General features: G+C 72.7%; 13 protein-coding genes. 4 read left to right on the top strand and 9 right to left on the bottom strand.

What is annotated here, in order from left to right; all coding sequences use genetic code 11:
- The first annotated feature begins 172 nt into the window (after positions 1-172).
- On the top strand, positions 173-1,915 hold the full coding sequence (locus tag ABTY61_RS08280) for a glycosyl hydrolase family 18 protein (protein ID WP_350504133.1): 1,743 nt from the start codon (positions 173-175) through the stop codon (positions 1,913-1,915).
- Between the two features lie 120 nt (positions 1,916-2,035).
- Here ABTY61_RS08280 and ABTY61_RS08275 read toward each other — a convergent pair whose 3' ends face one another.
- From ABTY61_RS08275 to ABTY61_RS08250, 6 genes are all read right to left on the bottom strand, one after another.
- Positions 2,036-3,253 (bottom strand): multidrug effflux MFS transporter, encoded by a 1,218-nt coding sequence (locus ABTY61_RS08275; RefSeq protein ID WP_350504132.1) that lies wholly within the window; start codon positions 3,251-3,253, stop codon positions 2,036-2,038.
- Positions 3,254-3,558: 305 nt separating this feature from the next.
- Entirely contained in the window at positions 3,559-4,041 is a 483-nt protein-coding gene (locus ABTY61_RS08270) for a hypothetical protein (RefSeq protein ID WP_350504131.1), read from the bottom strand.
- 436 nt (positions 4,042-4,477) lie between these two features.
- Positions 4,478-5,356 carry an alkaline phosphatase family protein gene (locus ABTY61_RS08265; RefSeq protein ID WP_350504130.1) on the bottom strand — a complete coding sequence of 293 codons (879 nt, stop codon included), beginning with the start codon at positions 5,354-5,356 and terminating at the stop codon, positions 4,478-4,480.
- Positions 5,357-5,644: 288 nt separating this feature from the next.
- The gene (locus tag ABTY61_RS08260) at positions 5,645-6,433 is read right to left on the bottom strand and encodes an ATP-grasp domain-containing protein (RefSeq protein WP_350504129.1); all 789 of its coding nucleotides are present in this window, start codon (positions 6,431-6,433) and stop codon (positions 5,645-5,647) included.
- Positions 6,434-6,438: 5 nt separating this feature from the next.
- Positions 6,439-6,816: a hypothetical protein gene (locus ABTY61_RS08255; RefSeq protein ID WP_350504128.1), complete on the bottom strand. Its 378-nt coding sequence runs from the start codon at positions 6,814-6,816 to the stop codon at positions 6,439-6,441.
- 73 nt (positions 6,817-6,889) lie between these two features.
- A complete protein-coding gene (locus ABTY61_RS08250) occupies positions 6,890-8,077 on the bottom strand; it encodes an acyl-CoA dehydrogenase family protein (protein WP_350504127.1) in 1,188 nt (395 codons plus the stop codon).
- 89 nt (positions 8,078-8,166) lie between these two features.
- Here ABTY61_RS08250 and ABTY61_RS08245 point away from each other — a divergent pair, with 89 nt between their 5' ends.
- Both ABTY61_RS08245 and ABTY61_RS08240 read left to right on the top strand, forming a co-directional pair.
- On the top strand, positions 8,167-8,406 hold the full coding sequence (locus tag ABTY61_RS08245) for a hypothetical protein (RefSeq protein ID WP_350504126.1): 240 nt from the start codon (positions 8,167-8,169) through the stop codon (positions 8,404-8,406).
- Between the two features lie 71 nt (positions 8,407-8,477).
- Positions 8,478-8,798 (top strand): hypothetical protein, encoded by a 321-nt coding sequence (locus ABTY61_RS08240; protein WP_350504125.1) that lies wholly within the window; start codon positions 8,478-8,480, stop codon positions 8,796-8,798.
- Between the two features lie 93 nt (positions 8,799-8,891).
- On the opposite strand, the gene ABTY61_RS08235 is transcribed toward ABTY61_RS08240, so the two are convergent.
- On the bottom strand, positions 8,892-9,200 hold the full coding sequence (locus ABTY61_RS08235; RefSeq protein ID WP_502895250.1) for an AzlD domain-containing protein: 309 nt from the start codon (positions 9,198-9,200) through the stop codon (positions 8,892-8,894).
- Positions 9,200-9,964 (bottom strand): AzlC family ABC transporter permease, encoded by a 765-nt coding sequence (locus tag ABTY61_RS08230; protein ID WP_350504123.1) that lies wholly within the window; start codon positions 9,962-9,964, stop codon positions 9,200-9,202. Before ABTY61_RS08230 ends, ABTY61_RS08235 begins: the two co-directional genes overlap by 1 nt.
- Positions 9,965-10,168: 204 nt before the next feature.
- Between ABTY61_RS08230 and ABTY61_RS08225 the strand changes: the two genes are divergently transcribed.
- Positions 10,169-10,759, top strand: a complete 591-nt coding sequence (locus tag ABTY61_RS08225) for a helix-turn-helix domain-containing protein (RefSeq protein WP_350504122.1) — start codon at positions 10,169-10,171, stop codon at positions 10,757-10,759.
- 185 nt (positions 10,760-10,944) lie between these two features.
- Here ABTY61_RS08225 and ABTY61_RS08220 read toward each other — a convergent pair whose 3' ends face one another.
- The gene (locus ABTY61_RS08220; protein WP_350504121.1) at positions 10,945-12,825 is read right to left on the bottom strand and encodes a cholesterol oxidase substrate-binding domain-containing protein; all 1,881 of its coding nucleotides are present in this window, start codon (positions 12,823-12,825) and stop codon (positions 10,945-10,947) included.
- Positions 12,826-13,283 lie beyond the last annotated feature (458 nt).

Genomic DNA, 13,283 nt, shown 5'->3' with positions numbered 1-13,283 from the left:
CCCGCCTCCACACGAGTCGGCGGGTTCCGCACGCCCCCGCGTCCGCATCGAACACCCCAGCACCGAACGCCCCGGACCAGGCGCCCGCGCGGCCGACCCCACACGGCCGTCGACGCCCCCCGGCGGCCCGACATCCCCAACGTCCTGCCCCACCAAGTCTGTTGGAGAATCCATGCGTCTTCGCCGAACCCTCCAGGCCGCGCTGACGGCCTGCGCCACCCTGGCCGCCTCGGCCGGCCTGGTCGCCGCCGGGACGGGCTCAGCCCAGGCCGCCACCCCGCTGCCCACCCGGGTTTTCGCGCCCTACTTCGAATCCTGGACCGGCCAGAGCCCCGCCACCCTGGCCGCCCAGTCCGGCGCCAAGTACCTGACGATGGCCTTCCTCCAGGCCGCCACCAAAGGCTCCTGCACCCCGTACTGGAACGGCGACACCTCGAAGCCGGTGTCCTCAGCCACCTTCGGCGCCGACATCGCCACCATCCGCGCCAACGGCGGGGACGTGATCCCCTCGTTCGGCGGCTACACCGCCGACAACACCGGCACCGAACTGGCCGACAGCTGCACCGACGTCAACCAGATCGCGGGCGCCTACGAGAACCTGATCACCACCTACGACATCAGCCGGATCGACCTCGACATCGAGGACAACTCGCTGACCAACACGGCCGGCATCGACCGCCGCAACAAGGCGATCAAGCTCGTGCAGGACTGGGCCGCCACCAACGGGCGCAACGTCCAGTTCTCCTACACGCTGCCGACCACCACCGGCGGGCTGGCCGACAACGGGCTCGCGGTGCTGCGCAACGCCGTCAGCAACAAGGCGCGGATCGACGTCGTCAACATGATGACCTTCGACTACTACGACAACGCCGCCCATGACATGGCGGCCGACACCCAGACCTCGGCACAGGGCCTGTACAACCAGCTGGCCGGCCTCTACCCGGCCAAGTCCCCGTCCCAGCTGTGGGGTTCGATCGGGATCACCGAGATGCCCGGCATCGACGACTTCGGCGCGGCCGAGACCTTCACGGTGGCAAACGCGACCACCGTGTACAACTGGGCGGTGTCGAAGGGCATCAACACGCTGTCCTTCTGGGCGCTCCAGCGCGACAACGGCGGCTGCCCGGGCAAGGGTGGGGACGACTCCTGCTCCGGCCTCACCCAGAACACCTGGGACTTCACCCACACCTTCGCACCGTTCACCAGCGGCTCGACGGCGACCAGCGACTTCTCGGTCGCGGTGAACCCGAACTCCGCTACGGTGGCGGCCGGTTCGTCCGCGTCTGCGGCCATCTCGACAGCGGTCACCGCGGGGTCGGCGCAGAGCGTCAGCCTCTCGGTCGGCGGCGCTCCGGCCGGCGTCACCGCCACCGTCACCCCCGGCAGCGTCACCGCCGGCAACAGCGCCACCCTGAACATCACCACCACCTCCTCGGTGGCGCCCGGGAGTTACCCGCTGACGGTCACCGGGAGCGCGACCTCCGGCAGCCACGCGGCGACCTACACGCTGACCGTCACCGGCACGGCCCCGTCGACCGGCCTGGTCAACGGCGATCTGGAGACCGGCAAGCCGGCCCCGTGGACCTGCCAGAGCGGCGGCGGCATCGTGACCACACCGGTCCACTCCGGCTCGTACGCGCTCCAGGCCGCGACCTCGGCGAGCCAGGCCGGCGACTGCACCCAGACCGTGGCGCTCAAGCCCAACACCGCCTACACGCTGAGTGGTTGGGTGCAGGGCAACTACGCCTACCTGGGCGTCAGCGGCGGCGCCAACGCCAGCACCTGGACCATCTCCTCGGGCTGGACCAAGCTCTCCGTCCCCTTCACCACCGATGCCTCCGGCAGCGTCACGGTGTACCTGCACGGGTGGTACGGGCAGGGAAGCGTGTACGGGGACGACTTCTCGATCGTCTGACGGCAGCGAGGGGTTCCCGAGGACGGGCGACGGACAGCTGACAGCTGACGACGAACAGATGACAGATAACAGCTGACAGATTTCATCATCTGTCAGCTGTTATCTGTCTTCTGTCAGCTGTCACCCGCTCGCCTCCCCCGGCCGCCCCGGCCGGCACAGCGTCGCGTACGCCGCCAACGCCAGCGCCCCGCAGCCCAGGACCACCACCGCCAGTAGCGCCGCCGACGGCCGTCCGCCCACGCTGCTCAGCGGCGCGACCACCGCGCCGGCCAGGAAGTTGCCCGTCCCCAGCAGCGCCGAGGCCGTCCCCGCCGTCTGCGGCTCGACCAGGCTCAGCGCCTGCGCCGCCGTATTCGGCAGCACCACTCCGAGACTGCCCATCAGCACGAACAGCGGCGGGCAGAACCCGGCCAGCCCGAAGTCCCACACCGTCGTCAGCAGCACCAGCGCGACCCCGGCCGCGACCGCAGCCCCGAGCCCGGCCAGCATCAGCGACCGCGCCGTGAAGCGCGGCGCCAGCACCCGCCCGTTCAACTGGGTCATCACCACGATGGCGAGCGAGTTCAACCCGAACAGCAGGCTGTAGGTCTGCGGCGACACCTGGTAGACGTGCTGCAGCACCGTCGACGACCCGCTGATATATCCGAACAGCGCGCCGAACGCCAGCGAGCTGGTCAACGCCAGCCCCAGGAAGGGCCGGTGGCGCAGCAGCCGCCCCATCGCGTGCAGCGTCGCGCCCACCCCGCCACCGTTCCGGGCCTGCGGCGGCAGGGTCTCGCGCAGCGCGCCGAACGCGGCCAGGGTGAGCAGCAGTCCGAGCGCCGTCAGGGCCCCGAAGGTGCCGCGCCAGGAGGTGAACCGCATCAGCTGCGCCCCGATGATCGGGGCGAGGATCGGCGCCAACCCGGATATCAGCGCGATCGAGGCGAGGAATCGCAGCATCGCCACGCCCTGGAAGCGGTCCCGGGCGACGGCCCGTCCGATGACCAGCCCAGCCGATCCGGCAGCGCCCTGGACGAAGCGGGCCGCGATCAGCACCGCCAGGTTCGGCGCGAACACGCAGACCACGCTGGACAGGGTGTAGACCACCAGCCCGGCGAGCAGCGGCGGGCGGCGCCCGAAGCGGTCGCTGAGCGGCCCGAAGAGCAGCTGTCCGGCCGCGACCCCGAACATCGAGAAGGTCAGGGTGAGCTGGACGGCGGCCGGCTCGGCGGTCAGGTCGTCGGCGATGGCGGGCAGGCCTGGGAGGTAGAGGTCGGTGGTGAGCGGGCCGAGCGCGGTGAGGCCGCCGAGGACGACGACGGTGGCCCGGCCGGCGGCCGCCGACCTGCCGGTCACCGGGGCTGGGGCTGGGGCTGGTACGTGAGCGGTCGACGTGTCGTCGGTGGGACCGACGGTCGGGCCGGGCATGGTTCTCCTAACGGACGCGGTCAACGGACGCGGTGACGTGGGGTTCGTTCGCGATCCGTCCTATCGCAGCCCGGAGGTCGCGACGACGGCAGGGGTACACCGGGACGGATCCGCCCACCGGCCGATCCACAGCACGCGCACGACGAAGGCCCGCCCGCACCTTCCGGTGCCCGGCGGGCCGTTCGTTCCCTGGTCAGGACGGCTGATCGGCGATCGGCGCCCGGTCAGCACCCTCAGTGCTTGGCGACGTGCTCGGCGCGAAGGGCCGCCTGCAGCGTCGCGCCGTCCTGCCACGCGTAGAGCTGGTTGCCGGTGAGCGTCACATTGTAGTGCCCACAGGTGCCGCTGGCCTTGGCCGCGATGCCCTCCGGGAACCAGCCCGCCTTGAGCGAGACCGGCACCGGGTGCGGGCTCTTGCCCGGCACCCCGGTGTTGCAGCCGGCGGGCAGCCTGCCCTCGGGGAGAGTGGCCCGCAGCAGCCGGTCGTCGCCGGTGGTGGACATCAGGTACCTGACCGAGGAGGCGTTGTCGGGCAGCCAGGCCGGCATCGAGCGGCGTTCGGCCTTGGCCTGCGAGCCGCTCTCGTAGGCGGCCTGCTCCTGGTGGCGCCCGTCGTACCACTCGGACACCCGCGGGCCGACTGCCACCGCTGCCACGGCGACGGCCATGCCGGTGCCCGCGACTCCCAGCGCGACCTTGCTCACGATGCCCTTCATGCCTGGCTGCCCTCTCCGTGTGCGGTGCCGATGCGTCCGGTGCGTCCGGTACGTCCGATGCTTCAGGTACTTCAGGTACTTCAGGTACTTGCGGGTACTTCAAGTACTTCCGGTGCGGGCGGGGCCGTCGCCGGTCCGTCCGCTCCCCGTCCGGGCTGAACGGTGCGCCGTCCGGGTGTATCCATGGTGGCCCGGGCCGACCTTCCGGAGCGTCACCACCAGGTCGCGATCTTGCACCCAACCCACGGGGTACCGTCTCCACCTTCAGGCGTATGTCCGTGGGCCCGGCCCCGGAGGTACGTGCCGCTCCGGCGCTCAGGCTGCCACGCCGGGTTCGGGTACGTCCCGAGCCCCGATCGAGCCTGACTCAAGCGGGGCTCCGCCGCAGCCCGGCCTGCTGCACCCGGGGCACCGGCCCGCGGCGGGCGGGGGCGGGTCAGACGGTCGCGGGGACGGGCCGGGCGACGGGGAAGGGGCGGCCGTCGAGGGTCCAGTGCGGGTCGATCGGGCGCAGCAGCGAGGCGTACACCTGGGCGGCGACGTCGGGGTGGCGGATCTCGCCGGTGGGCGGGCCGGCCGGGATGTCGTGCCCGGCGCAGGCGACCCAGGCGGTCCGCTCCTCGACGGTGCGGCCGCCGTGGCCGCCGGCGTCGACGTGCCCGTGGTCGGTGACGACGATGACGGTCCACTGCTCCTCGGCGTAGTGCGCCCGGCCGCGGACGGCGTCGAGCAGGCGGCCGAGGCGCTCGTCGGCGGTGCGCATCGAGGCGCGGTACTCCTCGCCGCAGCCGAGGAAGTGGGCGGTCTCGTCCACGGCACCGAGGTAGACGAAGGAGGCCTCGGGGTCGGCGGTGCCGAGGACGTGGACGGCCTCCCGGGTGACCTCCTCGTCGACGGCCTCCCAGGCCTCGGGGGTGTCCTCGGCCGGGGCCACGTAGGAGAGCCGGCCGGGGGCGCGGAACAGCGGGCCGCCGGACTCGTTGATCATCAGCGGGTCCCAGCCCGCCGCGACGAAGGTGCGGCGGCGGTCGCCGCGGTTGAGGCGGGTGGCGAAGTCGGGGAAGACGTCCAGCCGGTTGCCGCCCAGGTGGTTGCCCCAGACGCCGTGCTTGGCGGGCTCGACGCCGGTCACGATGGTGGCCCAGCACGGTCCGGACATGGTGGGCGTGGAGTCCGCGACGGTGACCGGCACCAGGAACCCGGCCTCGGCGACCTCCTGGAGGCGCGGCATCGGCACCTGCTCGAGGTAGTCGTGGCGGACTCCGTCGATCCCGACCACGAGGACGCGGGGGCGGGGCCACTGGGCTGCGGACATGGTGGAGCTTCCTTTCGGTCGTGCACACCCGGCCGCGCCCGCCGAGGGCGCCGCCGACCGCGCCATGCTTCACGGCCAGCCGTACCGGGCGGCGACGGGGTGCCGAACGGCGGGTGTCCGCGGGGTGTCGGGAGGTCGACCTTCCGCGGGCGCCCGGGCGTTCGTCAACCCGTCGTCCGGTCGGAGCCCGTAGCCGTCAGCCGGTCGGAGCCCCTGGCAGTCAGCCGACCGACCGGGCGAGCGGGGCTCGCAGTCGTCAGCCGGTCGACCGGTCGGGGACCGCGGCGGTCAGCAGGTCGCCGCGCGGACGAAGCGGCGGTCGGACTCCGCGAGGTCGGCGGCCGGCCCCGCCGCCCGCAGGACGACGTCCAGGGCGCGGTCCGGGTCGGCGGCGTAGCAGTTCGCGAACCAGGGCAGGTTGGCCTCGACCACGGCCCAGTGCTCGGCCGGGTCGTACGGGTCGGCGATCGGGCCGACGTCCAGTGCGACGGCGCTGGGCAGGGTGTCGCCGACGGCGTCGAGCAGACGGCGGGCGAAGGCGGTGGCCGCGTCGGCGAGCGGCGCCGGGTCGAGCCGGCCGAAGCGCGCGTAGCGGCTGCCGGTGAGCACCTCGCCGTCGCGCAGGAACAGCCGGTACTCGGCGGCGAAGGTCACCGGCTCGCTGACCAGGACGGGGGTGTCCGGGCCGATCCGCTCGCCGGTGCGGGGCAGCCGGGAGCCGTCCGGGTAGACCGCGGGCGGGACGGACTTGTCGGCGGGCGGCTTGACGAAGGCCGGGTGGCGCAGCGTCCAGGCCTCGGCGAGGGTGGTGAGTTCGATCCGGCGGCGGGTGAACTCCTCGGGGAGGCGGGCGAGCCAGTCGTCCGCGGGTTCGAGCAGGGCGAGCCCGAGCGGCGCCGCGATCCGGGCCGCGGCGAGCGGCCCGCCGTACCAGTGGACGGGCCGCCCGGCGAGCCGCCCGACCGTGTCCGGCCCGGCCAGTACGGCGGTGGCCAGGCCCCGGCGGGCGGCGGCCGCGGTGAGCAGGCTGGTGGTGCCGGTCGGCTGGGCGGAGGTGAGCAGGACGGGCGCGCCCATGGCCGTCAGGGCTCCGGCCGGAACTCGTGGACGACCTCGATCCGTCCGACGATGTGCCGGTTGAACTCCGCCAGCTCCTCGGCCGGGACCCAGAGTTCGAGGATCGTCCGGCCGCCGGCCTGCTGCACCGGGTAGCGGGCGAGGAAGTCCGTCTCCACCTCGAAGCGGGTGACGTAGCCGACGCCGGAGGCGGGCACGTTCCAGTCGCGGGCGATCCTGACCGCGTAGTCCTCGTTCAGCACGGGGTAGAAGATCGGCTGCTCGGGCAGCCGGGGCGGCCAGGCGCGCCAGTCGGCGGCCTCGACCAGGGCCAGCTCCTGCGGGCCGGTGGGGCGCCAGAGGGTGGTGGTCGGGGGCTGCTGCCGGACGGGCTGACTGGTCATGGTGGGGACGGTAGCCGGGCCGCGAGGGGCCCGGCCACCGGTTTTCGCTGCTCAGGGCGGGGCGGGCGGCCCGTCAGCGGTAGGCGGACTCGCCGGTGATGGCCTCGCCGAGGACCAGGGTGTGGATCTCGCTGGTGCCCTCGTAGGTGAGTACCGACTCCAGGTTGTTGGCGTGCCGCAGCACCGGGTACTCGGTGGTGATGCCGTTGGCGCCGAGGACGGTCCGGGCGCTGCGGGCGACCTCCAGCGCGGCGCGCACGTTGTTGAGTTTGCCGAAGCTGACGTGCGGCGCGCGGGCCGCGCCCTCCTCCTTGAGGCGGCCGATCCGCAGCGCCACCAGGTACGCCTTCTCGACCTCCAGCATCATCTCGACCAGCTTCTGCTGGGTCAGCTGGAAGCCGGCGATCGGACGGTCGAACTGGATCCGGCTCTTCGCGTAGTCCAGGGCGGCGGTGTAGCAGTCGCGGGCGGCGCCGACGGTGCCCCAGAGGATGCCGTAGCGGGCCTCGTTGAGGGAGGAGAGCGGCCCGCGCAGGCCGGTGACGCCGGGCAGCACGGCGTCGGCGGGCAGCACCACCTCGTCGAAGGCCAGCTCGCTGGTGACGGAGGCGCGCAGCGAGAGCTTGCCGTGCACGTCGGTCGCGGTCAGGCCGCGGGTGCCGCGCTCGACCAGGAAGCCGCGCACCCCCTCCTCGGTCTGCGCCCACACCACGGCGACGTCGGAGATGCTGCCGTTGGTGATCCACATCTTGCTGCCGGACAGTACCCAGTCGCCGCCCGCGCCGCCCTTGCGGACGGCCCGGGTGCGCATGTTCGCCGGGTCCGAGCCGAAGTCGGGCTCGGTGAGGCCGAAGCAGCCGATCAGCTCACCGGCCGCCATCCCGGGCAGCCAGCGCTGCTTCTGCTCCTCGGAGCCGAAGGCGTGGATCGAGCGCATCGCCAGCGAGCCCTGGACGGAGACGAAGCTGCGCAGCCCGGAGTCGGCCGCCTCCAGCTCCATGCAGGCGACCCCGTACGCCACGGCGCCGGCGCCCGCGCAGCCGTAGCCGTCCAGGTGCATGCCTAGCACGCCCAGGGCGCCCAGTTCGGGGGCGAGTTCGCGGGCCGGGAAGACACCGCGCTCGAACCAGTCGCCGATGTGCGGGCGGATCCGCTCCTCGGTGAACCGGCGGACGGTGTCGCGGATCAGCCGCTCCTCGTCGGTGAGGAGGTCGCCGACCGCGAGCAGGTCGGACGGGTCGATCCGGGTCGGCTTCGACATTGAAGCTCCTTGTAGTCTCGGCGGGACATCGGCGAGTATTCCGCAACCCGCCCGGCCGGGGGCCGACGGGAGCGAGTGAGGAAGGCGACATGTCCGGCACGGCGTACGTGGTCGACGAGGTGACGGCCGAGGAACTGGACGGCTCGGTGGGCGAGTTCGCCGGGTTGCTGACGGCGACCGTCGACGGCGGCGCCTCGGTCGGGTTCCTCGCCCCGCTGGACCCGGACGACTCCGCGGTGTGGTGGCGGGCGCTCGTCCCGGAGGTCGCGGCCGATCCGACCGGCGCGCTGCGGCCGACCATGATCTTCTTCAAGTCGCTGGTGCGCTGAGGAGATCTGCCGGACCGAACGGGCCGAACGGGCACAGTCGATACGGAACGCGGAAGGGGAGGCGGGGCAGCATGGCGCGTTGGGCGCTGGTCGTCGAGGAGACGGTGGGCATCGGCAAGGACCGGACCTGGGGCAACAAGGTGCTGGCCGAGGTCGAGGGCACCCGGGAGGAGGCCGTCGCGGAGCTGCGGCGGATCGTCCCCACCTACACCCCGGAACACCCGATGGGCAGCCGGCAGCAGACGCTGCTGCGGGACGGGGACACCTATCTGCTGATCTCGCGGGGGAGCATGCGGGACTACCACTGCGTGTTCAAGGTGTGGGAGATGCTGTGGGACAGCAAGCGGCCCGAGGTGCAGGCGGAGCGGCTGACGGGTGAGGGTGGCGAGTGACGGGTGACAGATGTCAGCGAACAGATTTCAGATAACAGATTTCGAAATCTGTTATCTGTTATCTGAAATCTGTTCGCTGAACATTGCTCGCCGTCATCCCACCCCGCACAGCCGCAGCACCGCCGCCGTCACCGCGCCGGCCACGACCACCACCGGGAACGGTGCCCGGCGCCACGCGAGCACGCCCGCGACCAGGACTCCCGCCGGCCGGGCCCACCCGGCGAAGCCGTGCCCCTGGGTCAGCGCACCGGTCGCCGCCAGTGCGACCAGCAGCACCGCCGCCGCAACGGCCAGCAGGTGCCGCAGCCGGTCGGAGAGCGCGAGCCGGTGCCCGAGCAGCGGACCGGCCACGCGGTAGGCGTACGTCCCTGCGGCCAGCAGCAGGACGGCGTACCAGGGCATCATCGGACGTCCTCCTTCACGACCCCCACGGCAACTCCCGGCTCCGCCACCGGCCGATCCGGCGGCGCCTCCCCGTGCGACTCCTGTGCCTCTGCCGGCCGCGGCCGCCCGGCGAACAGCAGCCCGACCAGGGCCAGCAGCACCGGCAGCCCGCCCGGCACGAACGGCGTGACCACGACGGCCACCACCGCACCCGCGGCCGCGGCCGTACGGGTCCCGCGGTCCTTGAGCGAGGGCAGCACAAGTGCGAGCAGTACGGCCGGGAAGGCCGCGTCCAGGCCGAGCACGTCGGTGTCCCCGATCAGCCCGCCCGCGAGCCCTCCGAGCAGTACCGAGACGTTCCACGCCACGAACAGCGAGACCCCGCAGAGCCAGAACGCCGCCCGGCGGCGCCGTGGATCGCCGTGTTGCAACGCGAAGGCCGCGCTCTCGTCGGTGAGCATCTGCGCGCCGAACATCCTTCGCCACCAAGGGCCTTGGAGGACATCGGCGACGGCGAAGCCGAACGGCAGCAGGCGGGCGTTGAGCACCAGTCCGGTGGCGACGGCCGCGAGCGCGCCGCCGCCGGACAGCACCACGCCGACGGCCGCGAACTGCGAGCCGCCCGCGAAGACGAGGACGGAGAGGGCGATCGGCACCCAGAGCGGCAGGCCGCCGGACACGCTGATGGCGCCGAAGGAGGCACCGACCAGCCCGTCGGCGAGGCAGACCAGGGCGATGTCGCGCACGGTGGCGTGTTCCAGTGTTCGGAGTAGCGAACGCATGTCCATCAGGGTGAACCCGGTAGGCTCAGTTCGTCAAGGCGAACAGGAGGACCGACAGGGCGAACGGGATTGGTCGGCAACACCCCCCGGGGTGGCCGTGGCAGCATGAACGCCAACCAGCCGGAACCCGTCGACACCAGCCGACACCGGCACCAGCATTGGGAAGCCGACCGAAGGGGCCTGGAGAACGCGTGAGTGGCGACCATGAGTGACCGGACCGCCCGACCCGAGGGCGCCAACGGCTCCGGCACGGAGCTGATCGGCCAGATCGCCGCGTCCATCCGGCGCGAACGCGAGCGCAGCGGACTGTCGATGACCGAGCTGGCCCGCCGGGCCGGCATCGCCAAGTCGACGCTTTCCCAGCTGGAGTCGGGCGCGGGCAACCCCAGCGTGGAGACGCTCTGGGCCCTCGGAGTCGCGCTGAACGTACCGTTCAGCCGACTGGTCGACCCGCCGCGCCCGACCGTCAAGGTACTGCGGGCCGGCGAGGGCCCGGTGACCCACTCCGAGCAGGCCAACTACGCGGCCACCGTCCTCTCCTCCTGCCCGCCGAACGCCCGGCGTGACATCTACCGGATCGAGGCCCAACCGGGCGAGACCCGGGCCTCCGACCCGCACATGCCCGGCACCGTGGAGCACGTGATGATCGGCTCGGGCCGGGCCCTGGTCGGCCCGAGCGAGGCACCGGTCGAGCTGGGCCCGGGCGACTACGCCAGCTACCCCGGAGACGCCCCGCACGTGTTCCGCGCCCTGGCTCCAGACACCCTCGCCGTGATCGTGATGGAGCACATCTGACGCACCGCCGCCAAGCCCGGCGAGCAGGCGGCGCGCTACGGATGACAGAAAACAGCTGACAGATAACAGATTTCGAAATCTGTCATCTGTCAGCTGTTAGTTGTTAGTTGTTCGCCGTCAGTCGTTCGCCGTCACACCTCGAACCGGGCTACCGGGGCCGCCGGGGCTTACCGGGGCCACCGGAGCTACTTCAACAGCCCGTCCAGGAAAGGGTTCCCGAACACCCGGTGCGGGTCGTACCGGTCGAGCGTGGCGACCGCCTCGTCCCAGCCGGGCCCGCCCCCGGCGCGCAGGCCGTCGGGGATGACCCGGCCGATCAGGTCTTGGTCGGCCCAGGCGGCGTCCGCCGTGTACGCCCAGCCCTTGGACCACTCGACCCGCATCCCGGCCCGGGTGCCGTCGAAGGTGCGCAGCAGCCACTGCTCCAAGTCCCGGGCGAAGCGCTCCAGTCCGGGCGTGCCGGGGAAGGCGAGGACGTCGAGCCACACGGCGGTGTCCCACTCCGGACGGTCCGCCCGCGGGCGCAGCGCGGAGAGTAGCGGCGGCCGGGCACCGGGGACGCCGGAGTAGGACGGGTCGTCCAGTCCGGTGACCCTGATCTCCACCGCGCCGTTCACCGGGAACTCGCCCCGGGCCTGGTAGTCGGCGAGCAACTGCCGGTAGTAGGCGGCGAATTCGCTGACCACCCACTGCAGGTCGGCGCGCTTGGTGAGGATCGCGTAGCCGTTGGCGGTGACCCGCAGCGTGGTGGGCCGGACGTACTGCAGCAGGGCGCGCGAAGGACCCCAGAGGTCGGAGCGCAGGCCGCCGGCGAGCAGGTGGGTGATCAGGTCGCCGGTGAGCAGGTCGCGCAGCAGGCTGCCGGAGAGCAGGACGTCGGTGAGGTCGCCGGTGAGCGCCACCTTGGCTACGAGGTACTGGAGTTGGCCGAACAGCGGAGCCGATCCCCAGGCGCCGGCGACGATTTGGCCGGCCAGCCGGGCGACCGGTTCCGGGATGCTGTCCGAGAAGGGGTAGTTGTAGGGCTGGTCGACGGCCCGGGAGGCGAGCGGCTTGCTCGGGGCGACGGTCCAGGTCTTGAGCCACGGGTACTCGGTGTAGGCGAACCAGATCGCCTCGACCCGGCCGTCGCGCTCGACGAAGTCGGCGAGGGTGCGCGGGCCACCTTCGCCGCCGAGCAGTCCGCCCAGCAGTCCCCCGAGCGGCCCCCCGCCGCCGGTGGCGGTCCCGGGGCGGGCGAACAGGTCGCTCGCCGGGATGTCCAGCCGGCTGACGCAGCGCAGCGGGCGGTCGGCTCCGGCGCGCAGCACGACCTCGGTGAGGAAGGCGCGGCCCAGGTGCACCAGGAAGGCGGCGCTGTCGGCCTCGGAGCGGTCGAAGGTGCGCAGCGCGTAGCGGCCGGTGGCCGGGTCGAGGACGACGGCGGTGAGCTTGACCACCTGGTTGCTGACCGAGCCGTAGCCGTGCCCGTCCGGACGCAGTTCGCCGCCGGCGGGGGTGGCGGTGCCGTGGCCGCCGATGGCGAGCACCCCGCCGACGGTGAGGTCCCCCGGCGCCGGGCAGGCCGTCAGGCCGAGGCCCCGGTCGGCGAGGTGGGCGAGCAGCGCCTCCATGCTCGCGCCGGTCTGCACCCGGACGGTGGTGGGCGAGTCGGCGGTGATGGCGGTGAGGTACCGGTTGGTGTCCACGAGCAGGACCCGGGCGTCGGCCGGGGTCCCGTTGGCGACGGTGAGCGGCGCCCAGGTGTGCCGGTAGCCGGTGGCGCGCAGCCGCCAGCCGTTGGCGTGTGCCCAGTCGGCGAGCGCCGGGACCTCCTCGGGGGTGCGCGGCGCGCAGGTCCACAGCTGGTCGGTGCGGATCTCACCGGACCAGTTCTGGAACACCCGCTGGTACAGCTCGGTGCCGGTCGGCAGGCTGGGCGGTACGGGCGCGGCCGCCTCGGCGCTGTCCGGGCCGATGGTGCCGCGCAGCAGCCAGGCCGCGCCGCCGAGCGCCGCCGAGGCGCCCAGCAGTCGGCGCCTGGTCAGGCCGCGGTGTGTGTCATTGCCGTCGTGCTCCGTGGTCATCCGGTCCGCCCCCTACGTCGGTTCCCCGGGCCGGGTCGCGGCGCTCCGGGGCGGTCGGCGTCCGTCCGACCCGACCAGGAGCGTACGAAGTGCCGTACGACCGTTTGAAGCGATCCGGCCGGGATCTCACTCGTTCGAGTGATCATGATGCGAACGGATGAGAACCGTCTACTCCCGCTGCCCGAACGGCGCGGAAACGGCGCAAGGGCCGGGAAGGCTCACGGCCGCGGCCGACCCCCAAAGCGGGCGGGCGGCCGGGAACGGCTCAGCGCGGCGCGGCGAGCGCGTCCTTCAGGCCGGGCATGCCGAATCCTCTGCGAGCGGTGGCCGCCGCGGGGCGCCGGTTCGCCGGCGATCGCGCCGTAGCGGGCGGCGGCGGCCTCCTTGCTGGTCATGCCGCCATGGTGGGGCCCGGGCCGAGGCGGTCGTCCAGCGTGGCTTCGGCGGACGTCGAACCG

The sequence above is a fragment of the Kitasatospora sp. NPDC096128 genome (genome assembly GCF_040303105.1).
Lineage (GTDB): Bacteria > Actinomycetota > Actinomycetes > Streptomycetales > Streptomycetaceae > Kitasatospora.
The sequence above is the reverse complement of the archived record's forward strand: the minus strand, read 5'-3'. Positions and strand labels throughout refer to the sequence as shown.